This window comes from Pseudomonas sp. Fl5BN2 (genome assembly GCF_009908205.1).
Lineage (GTDB): Bacteria > Pseudomonadota > Gammaproteobacteria > Pseudomonadales > Pseudomonadaceae > Aquipseudomonas.
In genome coordinates this window covers 219,913-241,971 of sequence record NZ_JAAARL010000008.1, presented here as the reverse complement: position 1 = coordinate 241,971, position 22,059 = coordinate 219,913, and the positions used below count along the sequence as shown (strand labels likewise).

The 22,059-nt window shown below is 57.0% G+C and carries 18 protein-coding genes; 9 read left to right on the top strand and 9 right to left on the bottom strand.

Translation table 11 applies throughout. The annotated features are described in order from the left end of the window. Window positions 1-7 precede the first annotated feature (7 nt). From GV819_RS13735 to GV819_RS13695, 9 genes are all read left to right on the top strand, one after another. Window positions 8-517 (top strand): single-stranded DNA-binding protein, encoded by a 510-nt coding sequence (locus tag GV819_RS13735; protein ID WP_011063767.1) that lies wholly within the window; start codon window positions 8-10, stop codon window positions 515-517. A gap of 554 nt (window positions 518-1,071) precedes the next feature. Beyond that, a complete protein-coding gene (gmd, locus tag GV819_RS13730) occupies window positions 1,072-2,196 on the top strand; it encodes a GDP-mannose 4,6-dehydratase (protein WP_161756621.1) in 1,125 nt (374 codons plus the stop codon). Window position 2,197: 1 nt separating this feature from the next. Further along, window positions 2,198-3,175, top strand: a complete 978-nt coding sequence (gene fcl, locus GV819_RS13725; protein ID WP_161756620.1) for a GDP-L-fucose synthase — start codon at window positions 2,198-2,200, stop codon at window positions 3,173-3,175. A gap of 115 nt (window positions 3,176-3,290) precedes the next feature. Next, a complete protein-coding gene (locus tag GV819_RS13720; protein ID WP_161756619.1) occupies window positions 3,291-3,782 on the top strand; it encodes an acyltransferase in 492 nt (163 codons plus the stop codon). Next, window positions 3,779-4,966 (top strand): glycosyltransferase, encoded by a 1,188-nt coding sequence (locus GV819_RS13715; protein WP_161756618.1) that lies wholly within the window; start codon window positions 3,779-3,781, stop codon window positions 4,964-4,966. The genes GV819_RS13720 and GV819_RS13715 overlap by 4 nt, the downstream gene beginning before the upstream one ends. Then, window positions 4,963-6,117, top strand: a complete 1,155-nt coding sequence (locus GV819_RS13710; RefSeq protein WP_161756617.1) for a glycosyltransferase family 4 protein — start codon at window positions 4,963-4,965, stop codon at window positions 6,115-6,117. Before GV819_RS13715 ends, GV819_RS13710 begins: the two co-directional genes overlap by 4 nt. A 2-nt stretch (window positions 6,118-6,119) precedes the next feature. Next, a complete protein-coding gene (locus GV819_RS13705) occupies window positions 6,120-7,250 on the top strand; it encodes a glycosyltransferase family 4 protein (RefSeq protein ID WP_161756616.1) in 1,131 nt (376 codons plus the stop codon). Then, a complete protein-coding gene (locus GV819_RS13700) occupies window positions 7,251-8,660 on the top strand; it encodes a mannose-1-phosphate guanylyltransferase/mannose-6-phosphate isomerase (RefSeq protein ID WP_161756615.1) in 1,410 nt (469 codons plus the stop codon). 9 nt (window positions 8,661-8,669) lie between these two features. Next, the gene (locus GV819_RS13695; RefSeq protein WP_161756614.1) at window positions 8,670-9,437 is read left to right on the top strand and encodes a glycosyltransferase family 2 protein; all 768 of its coding nucleotides are present in this window, start codon (window positions 8,670-8,672) and stop codon (window positions 9,435-9,437) included. A 276-nt stretch (window positions 9,438-9,713) separates the two neighbouring features. Here the strand turns inward: GV819_RS13695 and GV819_RS13690 are convergent, their stop codons facing one another. From GV819_RS13690 to GV819_RS13650, 9 genes are all read right to left on the bottom strand, one after another. Continuing rightward, window positions 9,714-10,766 (bottom strand): hypothetical protein, encoded by a 1,053-nt coding sequence (locus GV819_RS13690; RefSeq protein ID WP_161756613.1) that lies wholly within the window; start codon window positions 10,764-10,766, stop codon window positions 9,714-9,716. Window positions 10,767-10,798: 32 nt separating this feature from the next. Continuing rightward, a complete protein-coding gene (locus GV819_RS13685) occupies window positions 10,799-12,640 on the bottom strand; it encodes a hypothetical protein (RefSeq protein ID WP_161756612.1) in 1,842 nt (613 codons plus the stop codon). 3 nt (window positions 12,641-12,643) lie between these two features. Further along, window positions 12,644-13,918, bottom strand: coding sequence for a hypothetical protein (locus GV819_RS13680; protein WP_161756611.1), 1,275 nt, complete (start codon window positions 13,916-13,918; stop codon window positions 12,644-12,646). A gap of 25 nt (window positions 13,919-13,943) precedes the next feature. After that, window positions 13,944-14,885: a hypothetical protein gene (locus GV819_RS13675; protein ID WP_161756610.1), complete on the bottom strand. Its 942-nt coding sequence runs from the start codon at window positions 14,883-14,885 to the stop codon at window positions 13,944-13,946. A gap of 68 nt (window positions 14,886-14,953) precedes the next feature. Beyond that, window positions 14,954-17,335, bottom strand: a complete 2,382-nt coding sequence (locus GV819_RS13670) for a hypothetical protein (protein ID WP_161756609.1) — start codon at window positions 17,333-17,335, stop codon at window positions 14,954-14,956. 10 nt (window positions 17,336-17,345) lie between these two features. Continuing rightward, window positions 17,346-18,518, bottom strand: coding sequence for a hypothetical protein (locus GV819_RS13665; protein WP_161756608.1), 1,173 nt, complete (start codon window positions 18,516-18,518; stop codon window positions 17,346-17,348). After that, entirely contained in the window at window positions 18,497-19,942 is a 1,446-nt protein-coding gene (locus tag GV819_RS13660; protein WP_161756646.1) for an alkaline phosphatase family protein, read from the bottom strand. Before GV819_RS13660 ends, GV819_RS13665 begins: the two co-directional genes overlap by 22 nt. Then, the gene (gene eboE / locus GV819_RS13655) at window positions 19,932-21,170 is read right to left on the bottom strand and encodes a metabolite traffic protein EboE (protein WP_161756607.1); all 1,239 of its coding nucleotides are present in this window, start codon (window positions 21,168-21,170) and stop codon (window positions 19,932-19,934) included. Before eboE ends, GV819_RS13660 begins: the two co-directional genes overlap by 11 nt. Continuing rightward, on the bottom strand, window positions 21,167-22,051 hold the full coding sequence (locus GV819_RS13650) for a TatD family hydrolase (RefSeq protein ID WP_161756606.1): 885 nt from the start codon (window positions 22,049-22,051) through the stop codon (window positions 21,167-21,169). The genes eboE and GV819_RS13650 overlap by 4 nt, the downstream gene beginning before the upstream one ends. Window positions 22,052-22,059: the final 8 nt, after the last annotated feature.

Below are 22,059 nucleotides of genomic sequence, written 5' to 3'. Positions count from 1 at the left end.
GAACGTTATGGCCCGTGGGGTTAACAAAGTCATATTGGTCGGCACTTGCGGCCAGGATCCCGAAGTTCGCTATCTGCCTAACGGTAATGCCGTGACCAACCTGAGTCTGGCCACCAGCGAACAGTGGACCGACAAGCAAACCGGTCAGAAAGTTGAACGCACCGAATGGCACCGAGTGTCGATGTTCGGCAAGGTCGCGGAGATCGCCGGCGAGTACCTGCGTAAAGGTTCGCAGGTTTACATCGAAGGCAAGCTGCAGACCCGCGAGTGGGAAAAAGACGGTATCAAGCGTTATACCACTGAGATCATCGTCGACATGCAGGGCACCATGCAGCTGCTGGGCGGCCGTCCTCAGGGCGACCAGCAAGGCCAGGGCGGCATGTCCAACTCGGCACCGCGTCCTCAGCAGTCCCGTCCTGCTCCGCAGCCACAGCGCGAGTCGCGTCCAGCGCCACAGCAGGCCGCTCCGCAGCCGGCCCCGGATTTCGACAGCTTCGATGACGATATTCCGTTCTGAATAGCAGCTTTTCGTTAGCGTAAACATTAGGAGCGAAGCCATTGATCTGGCTTCGCTTTTATATTGGTTAAAGAATTTGCGGGTAGAACGTAAATATTTAGTGTCTCGAAATTGTGTTGTCACTAAAACATAGCGCTCATGATAATTCTGTTCATCCGCGCAGCCCCTACGTTGTTGCAGCAAAATCCTCGTCGTTTGGCGGGTCGATAATTATCGCGTGGGAGCAGAGTAAGTTGATGCAATGTGGCGGGTGCTTCAATGTAAGCAAGCAGGCGATTTCATGATCTCTACTGGCAAAATACGCATAGGCTGGCGGCCTCGTATCGGAAGTCTTCATACTGCTGTGACTGGGCGGGAGAGAACACTGCGAGCCGTCGAAGGTATTATTTTGACCTTCCAGCCTATGGTCAATCGCGCGGATACCTCGAAGGCCGAGTACGTTTTGGGGGGAGGATGCAAACGACAATGCCTGATGTTATCGCCAGCATGCTAAGTGCCGAGTCAATGCACATTCGCCGATTAAACACACATTCAAAGAGTTCTAGGACTTAGAAATGACCCTGAAAAAAGCACTGATCACCGGGATCACCGGCCAGGATGGCTCCTACCTGGCTGAATTATTGCTGGAAAAAGGCTATGAGGTTCACGGTATCAAGCGCCGCGCATCCTCTTTTAATACTCAGCGTGTCGATCACATCTATCAAGATCCTCACGTTGATAATCAGCGCTTCATCCTGCATTACGGTGACTTGTCCGACTCTTCGAACTTGACCCGCATCATTCAGGAAGTGCAGCCTGACGAGGTTTACAACCTAGGTGCTCAGTCGCATGTCGCGGTGAGCTTTGAGTCGCCGGAATACACGGCCGATGTCGATGCCATGGGGACCCTTCGCATTCTTGAAGCCATTCGCTTGCTTGGCCTTGAGAAAAAAACTCGCTTTTACCAAGCCTCTACTTCTGAACTATACGGTCTTGTCCAAGAGACCCCTCAGAAGGAAACCACGCCGTTCTATCCGCGCTCACCGTATGCGGTAGCTAAGTTGTATGCCTACTGGATCGTAGTGAACTATCGCGAAGCTTACGGTATGCATGCTTGTAACGGAATTCTCTTCAATCACGAGTCGCCTCGTCGTGGCGAGACGTTTGTAACACGCAAAATTACCCGTGGTTTGGCGAACATCGCCCAAGGACTTGAGCAATGCCTATACATGGGGAACATGGATGCCTTGCGTGATTGGGGTCATGCCAAGGACTACGTCCGTATGCAGTGGATGATGCTGCAGCAGGATGTACCAGAAGATTTCGTCATTGCCACGGGGGTTCAGTACTCCGTCCGTGATTTCATTTGCTGGTCTGCTGCCGAGTTGGGTATCACCTTGCGTTTCGAGGGCAGTGGTTTGGAAGAGCGCGGGGTCATTGAGGCAATTTCTGGCGACAAGGCTCCTGCTGTCAAGGTCGGAGACACCTTGGTGCGCATCGACCCGCGTTATTTTCGTCCTGCGGAGGTCGAGACTTTGTTGGGTGATCCAACTAAGGCAAAGAACAAGCTGGGTTGGGTTCCGGAAATTACAGCTCAGGAAATGTGTGCCGAAATGGTCCGCGAGGATTTGAAGGTTGCCCAACGGCATGCGCTGTTGAAGAACCATGGCTACGATTTGCCGGTGTCGCTGGAGAACTAAGATGTCACGTCAATTGAGCGAGCGCATTTTTGTCGCAGGGCACAAGGGGATGGTTGGCTCGGCCATTGTCCGTCGTCTGCAAGCATTGGGCTATACGGATATTGTCACTTGCGACAGGGCTCAATTGAACCTGCTGGATCAGCGTGCGGTAGAGGATTTTTTCCGTACCGCGAATATCCAGCAGGTCTATGTTGCCGCAGCCAAGGTTGGTGGAATTCATGCGAATAACACCTATCCTGCCGAATTCATCTACGAAAACCTGATGATGCAAGCAAACATTGTTCAAGCTGCTCATCGCAATGATGTGCAGAAGATGTTGTTCCTGGGCTCCTCTTGCATCTATCCGGTGGGTGTTCAGCAGCCCATGTCTGAAGGCGCCTTGTTAACGGGGGTTCTGGAACCGACCAACGAGCCATACGCTATTGCAAAAATCGCTGGGATCAAGCTTTGTGAAAGCTACAACCGTCAATACGGTCGTGACTACCGGAGTGTCATGCCGACAAATCTGTATGGGCCGCATGACAACTTTCATCCGGAAAACTCTCACGTCATTCCCGCGCTTCTACGTCGTTTCCACGATGCGGTGACGCAGGGGGTGGAGGAGGTCGTGATCTGGGGAAGTGGGACGCCGATGCGTGAGTTTCTGCATGTCGACGACATGGCCAGTGCCAGTGTTCATGTCATGGAACTCGCTGAAGAGCAATACAGAGAGCATACCCAACCGATGCTATCCCACATCAATGTCGGGACCGGAGAGGACTGTAGCATTCGCGAATTGGCAGAAACGATTGCCAGGGTGACAGGCTTCAAAGGTCGCCTTGTCTTTGACTCGAGTAAACCAGATGGTTCACCGAGAAAACTGATGGATGTCTCTCGTCTCAGTCTGTTGGGCTGGCGTGCCAGTGTCAGCTTGGAGGACGGGCTGCATGATGCGTACAGATGGTTTTCCGAGAACGTGTTGCACGCTCGTTCACGATAAGTCGGTTGTCGCGCGCAAGTAGCCCTGTTTCAGAGTTTGCGCTCTTGCGCGTTTTTCCTTTCCCTGAAGGTGTTCCCGTTTTCGGGAGCTCTCCGTTGAACGTTAGTCGGTAGTTATGATCAGGCATTTATTCAACATCTTGCTGTCTTTTTTGCCGCCTTCCCGTTTTTTTTCCTTCAGGGCGATGCTATTGCGTCTGGCCGGAGTCGAGATACATACGGATGTGAGGTTCTGTGGTCGCGGGTGGATCTATGGTCGAGGGCGCCTGAGTATTGGTGAGGAAACCTGGTTGAGTCCAGGCGTTGTTTTTCACACCCACAGCGATGCTGATATTCGATTGGGGGCACGTTGCGACATTGGTCATGGTGTTGAGTTTATTCCGGGCAGTCATGAAATTGGTTCCCACCAGAGGCGGGCCGGAAAAGGTACTGCGCTTCCGATTACAGTTGGAACCGGGTGTTGGCTAGGTGCTAGGAGTATTGTGCTGGGCGGTGTCACTATTGGAGATGGGGCCGTCGTCGCCGCTGGATCTGTTGTGACGCGCGATGTCGCAGCCAATACGATGGTGGCTGGTGTACCAGCGGTCGTGAAGAGGCAGTTGTCATGAAAAGGCCATTGGTCTTGGTGGTCTGCAATACGCTGGATGACGTAACGCGTCTCGAAAGAAGTATTGTCAGCGACAGCCCTGCTGCTTCTCGCAAGGTAATCATGCTGTGCCAGGCACTAAGAGAAGCTGGCGCACGTCCTTGTATCTTGAGTCTCGGTCGAGGACGGGCAAACGGTTCGTTTACTTATTTTTCGCGTAAAGTCAAAAGGGTTGGCGGTGTACCTATTGTCTATGCTCCTTTTTCACACATTCGATTCCTTTCTCAATTTCTCTCTCTGTTCTTTTTGATCGGTACGTTGTTTCGCTTATCCTCCAACGAAAAGAAGGCGGTAATTTTTTACAATCGCATGACGGCCTATTTACCGATGTTGTTTGTGGCTCGGATGACGAGATACATGCGGTTTCTCGACCTTGAAGATGGTGAAGTCCTGGGGCCGGAACAGATGGGCGGACCGAGAGCTTTCAAGGAGCGTGCCATTCGATGGCTTTACGATTCCCTGTGCTCACAGGGCGCCTTGCTGGCCTGTAGTGCACTGTCGGGTATGACAAAGATACGACCGGTGCTTTGTTACTACGGCTCGACTTCTGCCAGGATTTTTAGTGTTCGCCCTGTCGAGGTCAGGCAATCTGTCCTTATGGCCGGGACACTCAACGCCGATACTGGCACCGATCTGCTGATCGAGGCGATCCGTTTAATGCGTCAGGACGGGAGTGAGTGGGCAAGTAAACTCCACTTTGAAGTGACCGGAAAAGGTGAGGCTCTTGCTGCTCTCCAAGAATTGGCAGGAGAGAAGGGAGTGCCGCAGATCACTGTGCATGGCCGTACGACGGATGCCCAGTATGCGGAAGTGCTTGGGCGTTGCAGTGTCGGATTGGCTTTGAAACCCGTAGGCGGCCCGCTGGCCGATACCACTTTTCCCTCCAAAGTTATTGAGTTCGCCGAAGCGGGGCTTCTGGTCCTCAGTACTGATATCAGTGATGTCAAGGCGGTGCTTGGTTCGGGGGCTGTCTATTTGACCCAAAACGACCCCAAGGAGTTGATGATCTTGTTACGAGATATCGTCGAGAGCCCTGAAAAGAGCCAGGCTTGCGCTCGGCAAGGCCAGCAGGCTGTTCTCCAGCGTTGCGCACCGCAATTGGCCGGCCCGACCGTACTTGACTTTCTCTTTGGTCGTCAGCCATGACTGAATGTTCTTTGTTCGTCACGTGGCAGCCGGTATTGACGGATCATCAGGCGTTCACCTACGAGCAGTTGTCGTATCAAGCTCAGGTCCCGATTCTGGCCTATGTATTTACTATGGAGGACGAGACCCGTCGCTCTCAGGGCTGGAGGGATACCCAGGTTGAGTCGATTGAAAGACGGCTTATTCCTCAGCAAGGATCGCTGTCCTATTGCTACAGGAAAATGCGCGAGCATCGGCGTGATGTGCATTTCTTTGGCAGCCCCTTCCAGAACCTGAAAATGCTTTACTGCTGGATGCTGGCTGTCTGCTTGGGAGTGGAGTTCTATATTATCTCCGAGCCACATTCGCCCATCGCCCTAGGATATTTCAATGATCGTTCGTTGAGTGCCGAACGCATCAAGGCATCGTTGCGACCCTATCTCTACAAGTTGTATGTGCTCTTGCTCCGGCGCCGGATGTCAGGTGTATTCGCTATTTCTCGACGAGCTGTTTCGCAATATGCCAACGCGGGTGTGCCCAGGGAGAAACTGTTTTCTTTTGGTTATTTTGTTCCCTCCGTTGGGACTATCTCCAAGCAACGGCTGGAAGTGGATACAGGCTCATCACCTTTCCGCATTGTCTTTGTTGGTGCACTAATCGGTCGCAAGGGGCTTGACCAGCTTATCGGTGCGGTCAGGGCGCTACGTTTTCCTGTCGAACTCGATATTTACGGACCAGGTGACCCCTCCCAGTTCGAGGTTGATGGCCGAACAATCCACTACCGGGGAACCATCCCGTTTGGTGGGACCCAAGCCGTGGTTGGGGCTTATGATCTGCTAGTTTTACCTAGTCGCTACGATGGCTGGGGAGTTGTAGTGAATGAGGCGCTTTGCGCAGGCGTGCCCGTGGTTTGCAGCGATCAGGTCGGCGCGGGCGTTCTGGTCGAGCGCTTTGGCGCAGGGGTTGTATTCAGCTCGACAGTACCGCAGGCGCTGGAGCATGTGCTGACGGACTTAGGGCGTGATCCGGAGCGCTTATTGGCGATGCGCCGAGCCACGAGCCGGGCGGCCGAGGCCATACAGCCCAGCGTCGCGGCGAATTATATGCTGGCTGTCTTGCGTGCGGGACCGGCGGATAAGGCACGGACTCCCTCCCCTTGGTATCAGGAGTAACCATGCCGCTTCATAAAGCATCCGTTCGTGTACACCTGACCAACATTGCAGGTCTTGGAGCTATACAGTTGCTCAACTCGTTGCTGCCTGCACTGGAGGGCAACAAGGGTATTCAAGTAGTAGAGACGTATCTGCCTGATCGGGGCGAGCTGGCCTCATACACCGGTTCAGATCCTCTGGTGCGACGTATCCACTATCGACGCTATCTGCCAAACGCTCTGTCTCGCCTGGTTGAGTGCATGCTTCCTGGAAGTCGCTTTGACAGTGCGGTGCCCTTGTTGGTAATGGGTGACCTGCCCATCCGTTGCAGGGCTCCTCAAACGGTCTTCGTACAGACACCACACCTTTTGTACACCAGAAAAAAAGCCTGGAGTGTGACGGGCTTGAAGCGATCGTTACTCCGGTTGGTCTTTCGCTTGAATATTCGTTATGCGCAGGCGGTGATTGTCCAGACAACCTTTATGCGTGATGCTTTGATCTCCTCATATCCTTCATTGCATTCCCGAGTGCATGTCATTGCCCAGCCTGTTCCTGCGTGGCTGTTGAAGTCGGGGTTGAAACGAGAACGTAGAGAGGGAGCGCTAAAGGCGCCGCTACGACTGATTTATCCAGCCGCGGGTTATCCACATAAAAACCATCGTTTGCTGGCGGCCATAGACCAGGCTGATGTTGGAAACTGGCCAATTGAGAGCCTGGTAATTACGCTGGCAGCAAAAAGCAATCCTGCCGCATATATACCCTGGTTACGTTGTGTTGATCGTCTTGTCGCATCCCAGATGCTTGATGCTTACGAGAGCGTGGATGGTTTGCTGTTTCTCTCTAGAGACGAGAGCTATGGTTTTCCGTTAGTCGAGGCGATGTTTGCAGGTTTGCCAATCATTTGCCCGGACCTGCCTTATGCGCGCGTCTTGTGTGGCGATGAAGCCATATACTTTCAGGTCGATGATGCCGGCTCTTTGAAGCATGCGGTAAATGAGTTGCATGAGAAACTTACTACCGGTTATTGGCCAGATTGGAGCGAGCAGCTCAAGGCGATTCCTAAAGATTGGGAAACGGTAGCGCAATCCATGTTGAAGATCGCTGTTTCTCCCTCTGCCGAAACACCCAACGAATTGAATGCGAGGGATGATTAAATGTTGATTCCGGTAATTATGGCCGGTGGTTCCGGCTCTCGGCTCTGGCCACTTTCACGCCAGCTTAATCCCAAGCAGTTTCTTTGTCTGACCGACAGTGAATTGTCGATGCTGCAGGCTACGATCCTTCGTCTCGAAGGGCTCGATGTTGAGCTGCCACGTCTTATCTGTAACGAAGAGCATCGCTTTTTAGCCGCAGAGCAGCTAAGGCGCATGGGAATGGAGAATGCCAACATTCTTTTGGAGCCAATGGGGCGTAATACTGCACCTGCCTTGGCCCTGGCTGCCCTGCAAACGAGCAGCGGAGAGTCGGATCCTGTGTTGTTGGTGTTGGCTGCAGACCATCTGATTAGAGACATTGTGGCATTCCAGCAGAGTATTCAACAGGCACTGCCGTTGGCGCTTGCTGGAAAACTCGTCACTTTCGGTATTGTCCCGACACAGGCTGAAACGGGTTATGGCTACATTGAGAAGGGGGATGCTCTGGATGCCTCGGGGTTCGGAGTCGCTCGCTTTGTAGAGAAGCCAGATATAGACGCAGCGCAAGCCTATTTGGCCAGTGGTAACTATCTCTGGAACAGCGGCATGTTTATGTTTCGTGCCCGTCGCTATCTGGATGAATTGGAGAAGTTTCGCCCCGATATTCTCGTTGCCTGTCGTAGTGCTCTAGCCGCGGGCGAGCAGGACATGCATTTTACTCGGGTAGGGCGCGAGGCGTTTGCACATTGTCCCTCAGAGTCTATCGACTATGCGGTCATGGAAAAAACAGCGGATGCGGTGGTAGTGCCGCTGGATGCAGGCTGGAGTGATATTGGTTCTTGGTCGGCACTGTGGGAGGTCGGAAACAAGGACGCTCAAGGAAATGTTTGTCATGGCGATGTCTTGGTCGAGCAAACTAGCAACACCCTGGTTCACTCGCAAAGCCGTTTGGTCAGTGCCTTAGGTGTCAATGACTTGATCATTGTGGAAACCAAAGATGCCGTATTGGTGGCACATAAGGACCATGTACAAAATGTGAAGAGGATTGTCGACACGCTGAAGAGTGAAGGGCGTGGAGAGTCGATTGATCACCGTGAGGTCTATCGACCTTGGGGGGTCTATGACTCAATCGACAACGGTAGTCGTTATCAGGTAAAGCGCATTACTGTTAAGCCGGGTGCGAAGCTTTCATTGCAAATGCACCATCATCGAGCTGAGCATTGGATTGTGGTGAGTGGCACGGCGAAGGTGACCAATGGAGAGAAGACCTACTTGGTCACTGAAAACCAGTCGACTTATATTCCAATAGGGCAGATCCACACACTAGAAAACCCGGGTGTGATTCCGCTGGAGCTTATTGAAGTTCAATCGGGTTCTTACTTGGGAGAAGACGACATTGTTCGTTTTGAAGATGTCTATGGTCGTAAGTAAGGGGTAATCTTGAAGTTATCAATTATTACGGTTTGCTATAATAGCGCATCGACAATCAGGGATACGATAGAGTCTGTCCTGTCGCAGAGTTATTCCGACATTGAATACATCGTGGTCGATGGTGGTTCAACGGATGGTACGCAGGCGATTGTTGAATCATATGGCCAACGTATCAGTGCGTTTGTCAGCGAGCGGGACAAGGGTATTTACGACGCCATGAACAAGGGTGTGGCTTTGGCTACCGGGGATGTCATTGGCATTCTGAACTCCGACGATTTTTACGAGGAGATCGGGGTTATTTCCTCTGTAGTAGAAGCATTTGAGCGTCGTCCTGACAGCGATATTGTTTTTGGCGACGTGGTTTTCGTTAATGCCGATAACCTGCGGAAAATAACGCGCTTTTATCGAGGTAACCAGTTTTTTCCTTGGAAATTGCGATTTGGCTGGATGCCGCCCCATCCGGCGAGTTTCATTCGCAAATCTGCCTACCAACGAATAGGTATGTATTCCTTGAGGTACAAGATATCTGCCGACTACGAGTTCTTTGTCCGACTCTTCTTGATTCATCGCCTCAGCTATTCGTATCTCAGCCAGGTGCTGGTGCGCATGCGCTCAGGAGGTGCTAGCACCGCGGGCTTGAGAAGCAGCCTGAAGTTGAATCGGGAAATAGTGAACGCCTGCCGAAGCAACGGTGTGTACACCAATCTGTTTTTGGTTTTATTGAAGTTACCGTTCAAGCTCTACGAACTTCATAAGCGTCCTGATGATGCTTCTTGATGCCCGTCTGGGAAATTGTTTTCGTCGGTGATCACTGTCTTGCCATCCTTGAGTCGTGCACGAACCATAGACTGATGGCATAGACTCGCAAGCACACTGGCCAACCCCTCTGCAGGGTTACGCTGGTCTTTTGCCTGCTGCGATTTTTACCTACTCGGGGCCGATCTGGTTACTTCTCAAGACCCTTCGGTAACAAATAGATACGGGGCCATGAAAATGGCCCCGTTTTTTTGTGCCGATGTTTACGTTGTCCGGGGAGCACAGATCTGGCGAGAATCAAAGTTGCACATACCGCAACTGTCCACTAAGGGGCTGGGTCTGTTGGTTTGGGGCAGGGATCAGGCGGCCACTCAGTCCCATGCCCTCGCTGATCAAGACGGCTTCCCCTAAATTGCAGAGGTTGGACGGTGTGTCCAAGCCTACGGCTAATACACTGACCTTCCGGCTCTGCAGGTCGCAGCGCAGCAACCGTCCGCTGAAACGGGCGAAGCCGCCGTGCAATACCTCGCCGGACCACTCCGGGGGCAAAGGCTGCAACAGCCGGTCGCACAGTTCCAGCACCAGGATCTGGCCTTGCGCGGTGAGCGTCAGGCCGGTGGGCAGTTGCAGCCCGCGAATCAGTACCTCGATCCTGCCGTTGTCAGGCCAGACCCGGATCACCTGGCCGGCCTTCTCGGCGAAGTCGATGCCCATCCGCGCAGGGTCCCGGCGCAGCTCACCGGAGAACAGGCTGATCAACACTGCATCGGTTTGCGGCTCGTGCACCAGGGTCACGGGGACGGCTTCCTGGCCCTGGTCCAGATCGGGCAGTTGGGCCAGGACCTGCTCGCCGTCCTGGGTGAACTCCACCAACTGGTTGGTATCGGGCTTGACCGCCAGCCAGCTTTCGCGGGAAGGGTGGTAGCACAATGAGTTGAGATTGCCGCGACTGTGGAACAGCGCTTCGGGCGGGCTGTATTGCAGGTCCAGGAGCTTTGAACCGGCGACGTAATCGGTCTGGCTTGCCAGGCAGCGCCCGCCCCCGGAGGCGATATCCGACAACCCCATGATTTCATCGCGGAGCATGCGTGACTGCATGTTCATCGAGCGAAAGCCCTGGGCCAGGATTTCTGCAGGCAGGTAGCCGCCTGGAGTTTGCGGGTCGGGGCGTAGTCGGCTGATACGGCCGCTGAACGGCTGGTCCGGCAGCCCGGAGCCGGCTTCGGCCAGCAGCAGGCTGCCATCGTTTTGCAGGCAGAGGCCTCGGGGATTCAGCAATCCCTCGGCCACGAGTCTGCTGGGGCGCAGGTTTTCCTGCGGCTGGCTAGGGATAAGCAATGCAATCGGCATACAGATTCTCCATCGCAGTTAGATCGACCCCATCACTTAAGTGGTTGCCAGGGCTCACTGGTGAGCCAGCACTTGAGCAGGGCTCGCTGGCTGGGCGACATCGAGTGGACCACTGGCATGTACAAGGTGGTGCCGTTGTACACCTGCGAGGTGCGCGCCAGGATCATCTGGCGCGCACCCCAGACGGCGTCTTGTTGATTGAGTGCGATGTAGCGGGACATGGCGGGGAAGGCCAGGTAGTGAAAGCGCAGTACATGTTGATACACCTGGTCCCAGGTGAGGGTGCTGCCTGAGGCAATACCGAAGTCAGTCTGGGCGAACTTGCGCAGGTTGATGAAAAAACCATTGGAGTGCCCGTTTTCGACTGTACAGGTCAAGGTGGCAAACCCGGCCTGGGCCTCGGAGCCTGGCTTGAGGTTGACCTTGAAGGTCACGTTGGATTGGCCTGCCTTGACCGTTTGCTTGGGCTCGAATGTCAGGAAGTCCCAATATTGTTTGTTGAGGTAGGGCGCTGTCTTCGAGCGGTTCGAGGGCCCGGGGCTGATTGTGATCACCGTGTCCTTGGTCACGGGGCGTCCCAGCTGGCTCAAGTTCAGAGTGATCTCGATGCCCTGGGGGTGATCATCCAGATAGACGTTACGTTGATCCGAACTCAGGCGATAGAGCTGCTCGGTCGCGGCCACATTGATAGGGATGGGAGTGTCGCCGGAGGTGTCGTAGTGCGTCAGTGGTGCGCTGATGGAGAGCGGTTCCAGGCTCGCCAGTTGCTGTTGTTCGCCAGTCAACGGCAGGTCAACGATGCCTCCATACACGTAGTAATTCGACAGCGGTGGGTCGAGGGGGTCCAGGGTACTCAGCGTCGTGGAGCCAACGGCAATGGCGACCGGGCCAAAGTTCGCATTGGGACCGATGGGGGAGGTGTTGTCGGTTCGAACGCTGCGGAAGGCCTGCTTGGGAATGATGTTGAGCATGTCGATGCTCAGCAGATTGTTCTTCAGCACGCTTGCGTAGCCTGCGCTGCCTGTGGATGGATTGAGCAGCTGGCGCCCGGCGGTAACGATCAGTGGTTCTCCTGCAAAGGCCGGGGCCAGCGTCCCGACCACACGACCAATACTTGGATTGGAGGTGTATTGGTGGGCGGCGTAATCGGCGTCCAGCTGAGGCGTGGTCATTTTCGGACACATTTCGAACATGACGAAGCGCACGACTACGCCTGTCGCGCCGGGGGCCTCGATGATCGAGCGCAGAAGCCTGTTGTCCTTGTTGTAGCTGATGATCTGCTCGCGAGGAAAGGTCACCTGGAAACTGCCGCTGATACGGTTGGAGCCCGGGGCATCCTGTTCCGGATCGATGATCCGCAAGGCCAGGTCATAGCTGCTGCACACCGTGTTGCCTCGAATCAGCAATTGCGGAGGCGTGCCGAGGCCGATCTGTAGGCCACCGATGAAAATCTGGCTAGTAGTGCTGCCAGTCGGATCCAGGTCGACCATCATTGGGCCGGTCACTGGCGCCGCGCCGGTGACTGGGTCCACCGAGCCCAGCAGATAGATAGGTTCGCCTACAAGGTCACCTTCGGTACTGATATCGCCGGGCGTTCCCTGGGAGCTGATGGCGACTTTGTCCAGGGTGACAACATGCTGGCCGTAGTGGTTCCAGCCGCCTGCGGTGTAGTAGTCCCCATTGGGGGAGTTCATCAGATTGTTCAGCTCGTCGTCGCTGTAGGGCTGGGCCTGCGGTGCCACGGTCGAGGTGGTCAGGTTGAAGAGCTGAAGCGTTTCCTTGCCAACGGGAATGCTGGGGGAGTTGTTCGGCAAGCTCACATTGGATTCAATCCCGCCCCAGAAATTCAGCCGCGGGCCGTTGAGAATACTCATGATTCACTCCTTGTTCTGGATGGAAAGGCTGCTGGGTGACTTGGCGAATTTGAACAGGTAGGAAAAGTCGGACTTGTGCGGATTGTTGATCGGCGTTGCCATGGAGTGGCAGTTTGTACAGCTGCTACTGGGCTGGATGTAGCTTTCCATGGTTACGTTGGCCGAGAGCTCTGGAGTCAATTGGCCCGAGGGCGAGCCAGGATTGGGTGGGCTGCTCCATTGGGTGGTGATCAACTGGTAGTACTTGAACACCGAAGCCTGTACCTGCGGGGCCGACTGAAACTGACTGTTGAGCTTCGTCGTGGCCTTGGTCAGCGGGGTAAAACGGTCCAGCGGATTGGGCGTGGTGAAGCTCATCCCCGCCTTGGGCACGCAGGTCATCTGGCCATTCTGCAGGGTCCAGTCACAGGGGGACTGGTTGAGGGTGTTGGCGGGGGCGCTGACGTTGAAATAGGAGTATTTCACCCCCGGCACCGGTTGATTGACCCACTGGTTTCCTGACTGGACTTTGGGCGGTACGTTGTCGACCTGCTCGAAGGTCGACCAGATCCACTGGGGGTAACCTTCGGCCTTGTTGACGATATGCAGCCCTACCAGGCCCAGCGTGGCTTGCTCTGTGCCATTGGCTACGCCCTTGTCGTTGTAGGTGGTGATCTTGGCCGGCATTTGCAGGTAACGGCTGCTGTCATCCTGCTGGGTGAGCACCCGCCAACTGGACTTGATCTCGCTGGTTGCGTTGGGAAATGTAATGTTGCCGGCCTTGGCCACGACATCGGCGTTGTAGAACTGGTTGGCAACGATGTAGTTGTAGGAGAGCTCGTTGGCGGCAATCTCGTAGTAAGTGGGTTTGCCGTTCTGGTCGATCAGCCAGCCGCCGACGGCCTGGTTGTCGGAGTTTGCGGTCGCCATGTTCTTTCGCCCGGCGATGTTGATCAGGCTCAGTTTCTTGGCCAGCAGTGGCGAGTTCCAGGGGCCGGGAGACCGCCCTTCAGGCAGGAAGATCTCATGCACCCCCTTGTAGGTTTGCCAGACCGTCTGACCGCGACTGCCCAGGGCCGCCGAACAGTCGGGCTGTCCGCGCTGCCCCGTCTGAGCGGGCCAGTTCAGGGCGACGAACATCTGCCAGCTGTAGCGATCGAACGCCTCCTGACCAGCACTGGCGTCAGGGGCGGCGCTTGGCGGATGGCAGTTCAGGTCGATGTCCTGGGCCGCCTGGGCCAGCGCCGGCAGACTCGCCAGGCCGAGAAACAGCAAGGTGAAGTGCAATAGTCTGTTCATGGCTATCCCTCATCATGATCAGGGTTCAGGGTTGGGATTGCAGAAGCTGGTTCCACTGTGGCCGGGCGCCGTTGTCCAGCGATGGCGGCGGTACGAACAGCTGGCAGTCGGGTGGGCTGGCTGGGCACATCTTCGCCACCAGGTCCCAGGTCTTTGCCGGGTCCGGTTTGGCGATCAGGAAGTTGACGTAGTTCTGGCTGACGATAGGCGCGTTGGCGATGCTGGTATCGCCGGAGAAGTAGAACGACTGCGGGTGCTTGTAGCTCGGTTGTCCAGGCCCGTCGCTGGTGGCCTGTTTGTTGAAGGCATAGCCGAACAGGATCGGGCTAGGTTTGACCGGGATCTCCAACGCGTAGGCCTGCACGCTGGCATCGAGATGCTGGCTGCGGGCGGCGCTATAGGGCAGGTGCTTGATGAAATCCTGGCGCGGCGGGTGATTCATCGGCGAGAACATGCAGCAGGCTGGCATGTCCTTGGGCCGATCCTCGGGGTAGGTGAGAAAGTAGGCCTTGTTGCCCAGGGAAATGAAGGAGCAGGTGTAGTTGTTGTCCTTGATCGGGAAGATCGGCAGGCAGTACTTCTCGTAGTGTTCCATCATCGCCCCAGTGCCGTCTTTGTCGGCCGGGACATAATTGTTGTCGTAGTAGCTGGTGCCTTGAGACACGGTGTAGTCGGAAGGTTGCAGGGTACTGGGCGGGTTGCTGTAGGGCGGCGGGTTCTTTTCATAGTTGGCGGTGACCCGGTACATGGTCCAGTTGCTGACCCAGGTCGCCGGAAAGAGAGGGTCAGCCGGCTCACCGGCCTGGCGCTTGGCGATGCAGTTATTGGTTAGGGCGTTGCAACCCTTGGTGTTGTGCACGCCCATGTTGAAGTAGACATTGTCGGGGTATTTCTGGGCCCACAGTGTCTGGCTGCCACACAACAGCACGGCAGCCATCAGCAGGCGATTCAGGATTCGGGATTTCATCTGACACTCCTTTGAAAAACCGGGTGCCCTACAGGCCACCCGGAGCTCCTTTGCGTGACGTTGAGGGATCAGGTCTGCGGGTAGTCAGCCGGGTTCAGTGGCATTGGCGGATAGCCCTGTTTCACCAGGTCCCTGGCCCAGATCTCCAGTACGTTGCGCCGGCTCTGGGGCATGTCCCGGGTAATGGGCATCGCCAGGGTGCTTTCCTCCTGGTACGGCTTGCTGATCAGCCTGATCAACTGGTCCACTGCCCCTTCGATGCGCTGCAGCGAATTGAGCGGCATGAACTTGTTCATGATCGGGTAGAGGTAATAGAAGGGCTGCAAGATGCGCGGGAAGATGAATTCGTTCCAGATTCGCACGCCGGCATTCTTATCCTTGTAGATCTCGTTCCAGTAACTGATGAACTCCCCCTGCAGTAGCGGCTCCTGGGGCAGTACGCGTAACGGCGAGAGGAAGTCGGCGTAGGCGTCGAAGAAGCTGAAACTGAAGGGGATCGTCGGACGTTTGCCGTTTTCCTCGATAAAGAAACGCAGGGTCGGGAAACCAGGGGCCACGGCTTTGACCGTCAGTTGAGCGATGCCCTGGTCGTTGGTCTGGATACGCACCAAGCTGTAGTTCACCGTGTCGCTCAGGTTGTCGTTGAGGGTGCCGCTCATGGCGGTGGCGTTGCTGAACTGCAGGCAGGGTCGCAAGTTCACCGCGGCCGGGGTCTGCAGGTAATCCTGATAGTTCACCGGGATTCCCTGCTCCAGTTCCTGGACGCTGGCAGGTTTCAGGATCGCTTTGAGTTTGCGGCCACTGCCGATAGTCCGGAAACTGGCGACCGCCTCGCTGTCGATGAACTGTGGCAATGCGGCCTGGTTATCCTCGCGATGTGACGGAAAGTCATCGAAGAGTTTGAAGTTGGCCTGGTTGCTGAACGCCATGTAGTAGTTGCTGGTGGTCAGCATGAAGGCGTTGTCATATTCAGCGACCCACAGCCCGACACCGGCCTTCGCGGGCAGGCCATTTTCTTGCACCATGATGTTCAGGGTGCGGTTGTCGCCGACATCGATGAAGCTGCCGCTTTCGATGACCTCTGCGGTCCATTGCTGCTGGGTGGCGGCCGTTACGCTGGGGCTGGCCTGCAACTGCAACTCCAGGCGACCTTTTTGCAACAGGTTCTGGGCATCGGTGCTGAGAGGTAGATCCAGCAGCCCGGCACGCTTGTCGAAGGCCGCCTGCTGATACTGCTCGAAGCCGAAGCTGGCCACGGACTGGAAGGGACCATTGTTCTCCCTGACCCCAACTTGATAGCTGCCCGCGGTAAATTTCTCTGCCACCGGGATAGTCTTAACGCTGTCCGTGAGGGGATAAAACGGAAAGGTATTGCCCAGGTCCAGAGACAGCGTGCTGTCGTGGACTTCGGCGCTGATCACTCCCAGGGTCATGCTGGTTGGGGCTTTGGGGTTGATGTGAGGCTGGAGCGGAACCGGATTCTTGGCCACCAAGCGCCGGCCGGCCGGCGCCGTGGGAAACTCGTCTTCGAACCACAAGCCCAAGGTGCCCGCGGTGCGGCTATAAGCGGGGTTGAAGAAAATGTCGGCGACGTTGTCCAGGCCCTTCTGATACATCGCCTGCAGATCAGCCTGGCCACTCTGGGTGCGAGTGTCCACCTTGGGATAATTATTGAAGATCTGGTTCTTGTCGTAAAAGGTCAGGTAGGTGCTGAACCTGAACATCAGCCCCTTGGCGTTCTGCTTGATCATTTCCTGTTGCAGGGTCTGCAGCAGCTTTGAATCGCTCACCACCCATTGCAGATTCTCTCTCGAGAAACAGGTCTGCCAGGTGGTGGTGACGTAGTTGAGGCCGCCAAAAGCTCCCCAATTGAAGTTGAGGAAGCGATCGAGCATGCGGTATTGCCGGTTCAGGGTCAGGCCGCAGTTTTCGTCCCCCAGCACCAGCTTGTCGAAGTACAAGGCGGTGAAGGTGTTTTGCCAGGGGCTGACATCGACAAAGCGTGCCGGAGTGGGTGCGCTACTGCCAAAGGGGTTGCCCAGCAGTTGGAAGTTCTTCCGGATCAGCGAGTCCTGGTCGATGTAGCTGTTGGCCTGGAACTCGCCGCCGATGATCACCGAATGGGTGGGGTTGTAGTCGACCGTGCCACAGGCGTTGTCGCCGAACAGGTCCCACTCCGCGGGAATCATCGGATAGTGGGTGGGGTCGCCGTTACCTGGTACCTGGAGCACATAATCGGGGACGTTTGCATAAGCCAGTGGGGCGATGCTCCAGGGCATAAGCTCGGTGTTGGCGTTCTTGTCGTTGATGTCGTAGTAGGACAGGAACGGCCAGTTCATCTGCATCTTCACGGCGTCATACAGTGGATACACGTCGTTGTTGTTGGCTGTTGGCGGGTTCCAGAACATATGGCCGTTGAGGTAGATCCGGGGAAAGTTCAAGACGCTCATGGGCTGCTCCTTAGCGTTTCCACTGGGCGCGTTTGAGCGACCAGACGTAATCCAGTTTCTGATAACCGACAAAGTCGGAGGCCGGCAGCACGCTGGTGGGATAGACGATGCCGTCATTCTCGGGCAGGGCGAAATTGAAGAAGCTGTTCTGCTTCGAGTAGGCCGCGGTGTTGTGGCAGGCCAGGCACGATGAATGACTCTGGAACGCCGACTCCATTTGCGAGTTGGCCAGTAGTTTGGGTTGTGGCTGGTGCTGGTCGAATTGCACGCCGATCAGTTCGTACTGCCCCAGCGCCGGGTACTGCTGCTGGAAGCTGGCATTGACTGGTTGGGCCAATGGGGTGGGGCCGGTGATGTTGGTCATCGGCTTGGCCGGCATATCGTTGGTGACCGTGTATTTGCTGTTGTTGACGTTCTCGAAGGTGGTCCAGACCCAGTCCGGGGTCAGTTTGTTGATCACGTGCATGCCGCTGAGGGCGGCATAGCCGACCTGATACTGGCCTTTCTTGTCGACGTAGTAGGCCTGGGTGATGTAGTAGCCGTCCCGGCTCAGCGTGGTCTTGAACGCCTGGTCGAGGGCGATCCACAGCCAAGCGGTTTTCAACTCCCAGGCGGTGGCGGGGAAGTCCAGGTCGCTGGTCAGTGCGGCAATGCCGTTGCGGTTGTAAAGCTCTTTGTCGACGATGAGGTTGAAAGTGTCCTGGCCCATCATCAGGTGGAAGCGTACCGACTGGCCGCGTTGCGCCTCGGGCACCTGGTTGCCCATTTGCAGGACCAGGCCATCGACTTGCTGGGTGCCGTTGTCGGTGCTGCCATCGTTGTCGCTGCCCAGGTTCTGGAACGCACCCTTGGGGTCCATGCCCTGGCTTTGCGCCAGTTGCAGCACCTGGGCTGGTACTGGTTCGCGCTGGGCGTAGGGCAGGGGCGGCTGGCCCTCGCTCTGATAAACCTGCTCGGAAGGCTTGAAGGCTTCCCAGACCCGCTGTGTATTACCGGCGCTGACCGGCTGGTTGAGGCAGACGAACCAGTTCCAGGCCATGGTTTCTGGACTCTGCTTGAAGGTCGTCAGGGTGCCGGCCGGATTACCTGCGAAGTTGAGGAAGGTGCTGCAATCAAAGGTGCTCTGAGCTTGAGCGAAACCGCTCAACAGGCTGAGCACTGCTATAGGGATGGTTCGCCGCATGGAATCTCCTTGGCCTGAGCCGTGTCGTCATAGGGGCGCCCTAGGAAATGCTCTAGGAGCAGTTGCTTTACCGCAGTGGCCGGCAGGTACTCCGGCAGTGGTAAATCACAATCGGTGATCAGCAGGGGCCCGACCTGGTCGTTGCTCGGCAAGCGTCCATGGCTGCCGCGAATCAGTCGGGTGTCCAGGGGAATCAGGTCCATGTAGTAGCGAAAGCCGAGCTTTTTCTGTAGCAGGCGGCGGGCGACCCGCAGTTTGGGAAAGCGGATCGCCGGGTCGATGAACAATTCCAGCGGGTCGTAGCCCGGTTTACGGTGGATATCCACGGTGCGGGCGAAATCCGGGGCCAGGCGGTCGTCGAACCAGTAGTAGTAATCGAACCAGGAGCCCGGAGCGGCCACCGCCACCAATTCACCACTGCGCGGATGATCGAGCTGCCAGGCCCGCTGCTCGGTTTTATCCAGCACCTGCTCGATGCCGGGGTGGCTCTGCAACAGCGCCTTGACCCGGGCGACATCCGCAGGCTGGCGCACGTAAACGTGGGCGATCTGGTGGTCGGCCACGGCAAAGGCGGCGCTGGCGCCGGGGTCGAGCAACTCCCAGCTCAAGGAACGGCGTACCTCAAGCAAGCCTTGTTCACGCAGTAGGCGGTTGATGGAAATGGACTGCTGTACCGGCTCGATGCCGTATTCGGAGAGCAGCATCACCGCCGCGCCTTGCTGCTCGGCAAAGTCCAGCAGGCGTCCGACTTCATGGTCGATGGCCTGCACTTCGTCACTGATGGACGGGTGCTCTGGCCCTAGGCGTTGCAGGCTGTAATCCAGGTGCGGCAGGTAGATCAGCTGCAGGTCGGGGCGGCTGATCTGGAACTCGGCGATGGCGCAGTCGACGATCCAGCGGCTGGAGGCGATCCCCGCGGCCGGGCCCCAGAAGCTCGGAAAAGGGAACTCGCCGATCTGCTGTTCGATGCGTTCATGCAGGCCCGGCGGCGACGAATAGAGGCCGAACATCTTGCGCCCGTCGGCCGGGTAGTGCGGCCGCGGGGTAATGGCCGCGTCCACCTGGGCGTACATGTTGAACCACCAGAACAGCTGGCTGCAGCGCAGGCCGGGGATTTCCCGTTGCAGGGTCTGCCAGACCTTTTCACCCTGGATCAGCGCATTGGGCTGCAGCCAGAAACGCACTTCGGCCTGATCACGAAAATACCAACCGTTGCCGACGATACCGTGCTCCGACGGCGCCAGCCCGGTGAGGATCGAGGCCTGTACAGTCGAGGTCACGGCGGGGAACACCGGTTGCAGCTTGGCCATTTTCGCGCGTCGCAGCAGGGCGTTGATCCGTGGTGTGGCCGGTCCCAACAAGCTCGGCGTGAGCCCAACCACGTTGATCAGCAGCAAGGGTTGGCGCAGGCGCTCAGTGGGCATGGGCATGCGCCTCCTGAGAGGTGGACTGCGCACGCAGCAAATGCCGTTGGCGCAACTGGCCTTCGACCCATTGCAACTCCGCCGCTATGCCTTGCAGCAGGGCGTGCTGAGTGTCCGGGCGCAGGGCACCGGGCAAAACATTCCAGCTGTAGGTTTCCACCTCCAGTACCGGCTGGAAATGCGGATGCGCGGCCAGGAAGTCGAAGGTCTGCATCAGGGCCTGTTGACTGCCACTGAGCTCCGTCAGCAGGAACTGCTCGCTGAACAAGGGCACGTGGAAGTGAATCCGCAACTCAGGGCATTGCCCCTGCGTCGCCTCCACGGCTTGCAGTGCCGCTGGCAGATCGGCCCAGGCCAGCAATTGTCCCTCGATGTCCCGGGCTTTCACCTGATGCAGGTAGGTGGCTTCGGCGAAGTTGCCCAGGGCCTGCAGCACCTGCTCGCGGCGTTGACGGTCAGCGAACGGCAGGTGGCAGATCAGCGCGTTGGACAGTTGGATCTTGCCCACCGGTATGCGCGCCTGCAGCAGCCGTTGCAGCGACTGGTAGCAGTCCTCGAAGAGCACCGCCTGGTGGCAGACATCGAAGCACAGGGCGAGATAGCTGTGATGGGGATCGGTGGCTTGCCAGCGTTTGAAAAAGGCGATGGCCTGCTCTGTGTTTTCCAGCACGCAGTCCGGCTCCATCTCCAGGCACACCACGATTTTCTTGCCGCTGTGCCGATGCAGGCTGGCCAGCTCGGCGGTCAGTTGCCGCAAATGGTCTTCGGCCCGTTGCTGCTGCTCGTCGTCCCAGGTGGCGGCATAGCCGAGGGGCACGCTGGAAATCACCCCTTGATGGCAGTCCAGAGGCAAGGCGATGGCGAGGAACCTGGCCAGTTGCAGGCTGTATTCCAGGCGCTGCGGCTCGGCCCAGGTCGGCCGATAGACCTCGGCCTTCACAGCACCCTGATGAAACTGGCCGTAGGGAAAACCGTTGAGGGATGTCAGGCGCAACCCGCAGTCACGCAACTGGTCGAGGAATGCCGCACACACTTCTGGTTGCTGCAGTTCGGCGGCGGCCTGGGCGCTGATCCACAGGCCGCTGTCCTGCACCGCCAGCCCACGCTGACGGCGTACTTCCTGGAAGTGCTCCTGAATTGATAGCCGCAGGCCGGCCACGTCCCGGGCCGGGTGCACGTTGCTGCAGTAACCGATCTGCGCGGCGCTCCAGCCGGCCCGTGTGCTCATTTGACCACCGGGTCCTGGCCCCGCAGGGCGGAGTTTTCCTGCCATTGGCGGCGTTGGTCGATAGGCAGTGGGGTGCTCACCAGTTGTTTGTCCAACTGCCCGCTCTGGGCGAAAAAATCCACCGGGTTGTGGAACAGCACCTGTTCCACCTGGGCCTCGGTGAACCCGGCGGCGAGCATGGCCTGGCCGGTCTTGGGCACCTTGAGCGGATCGCTGATGCCCCAGTCGGCAGCGCTGTTGACCACCATTTTCTCGGTGCCGTACTCCTTGAGCAGGGCCACCATGCGCTGTTCCGACATCTTGGTATTGGGGTAGATGGAGTGCCCACGCCAGCAGTCGCTATCGAGTACCAGCGGCAGGGTCAGTTCGTTGAGGTGATCGATGATCACCAGGTGCTCGGCGATGGCCACTTCGCGGATCACTGCCAGGGTGCGCTTGGTGCCACCGATCTTGTCCCGGTGCGGGGTGTGCACCAGCACCGGCAAGTTGAACTGTTTGGCCAGTTCCAGTTGCGCGGCGAGAAACCGGTCCTCCTCCGGCGTGATGTCGTCATAGCCGATTTCACCTACTGCCACCACGCCGTCCTTGACCAGGTAGCGCGGCAGGATCTCCAGTACTTCGTTGGCCACCGACAGGTCGTTGGCTTCCTTGGGATTGAGGCCAATGGTGCAGAAGTGATGGATGCCGAACATGCTGGCGCGAAAGCGCTCCCAGCCCAGCAGGGTGTCGAAATAGTCGATGAAGCTGCCGACGCTGGTGCGCGCCTGGCCCTGCCAGAAGGCTGGCTCGATCACCCCGGTGATCCCGGCGGCGGCCATGTTCTGGTAGTCGTCGGTGGTGCGGCTGACCATATGGATATGCGGGTCGAAGTACTTCGGCATGGTGAGTC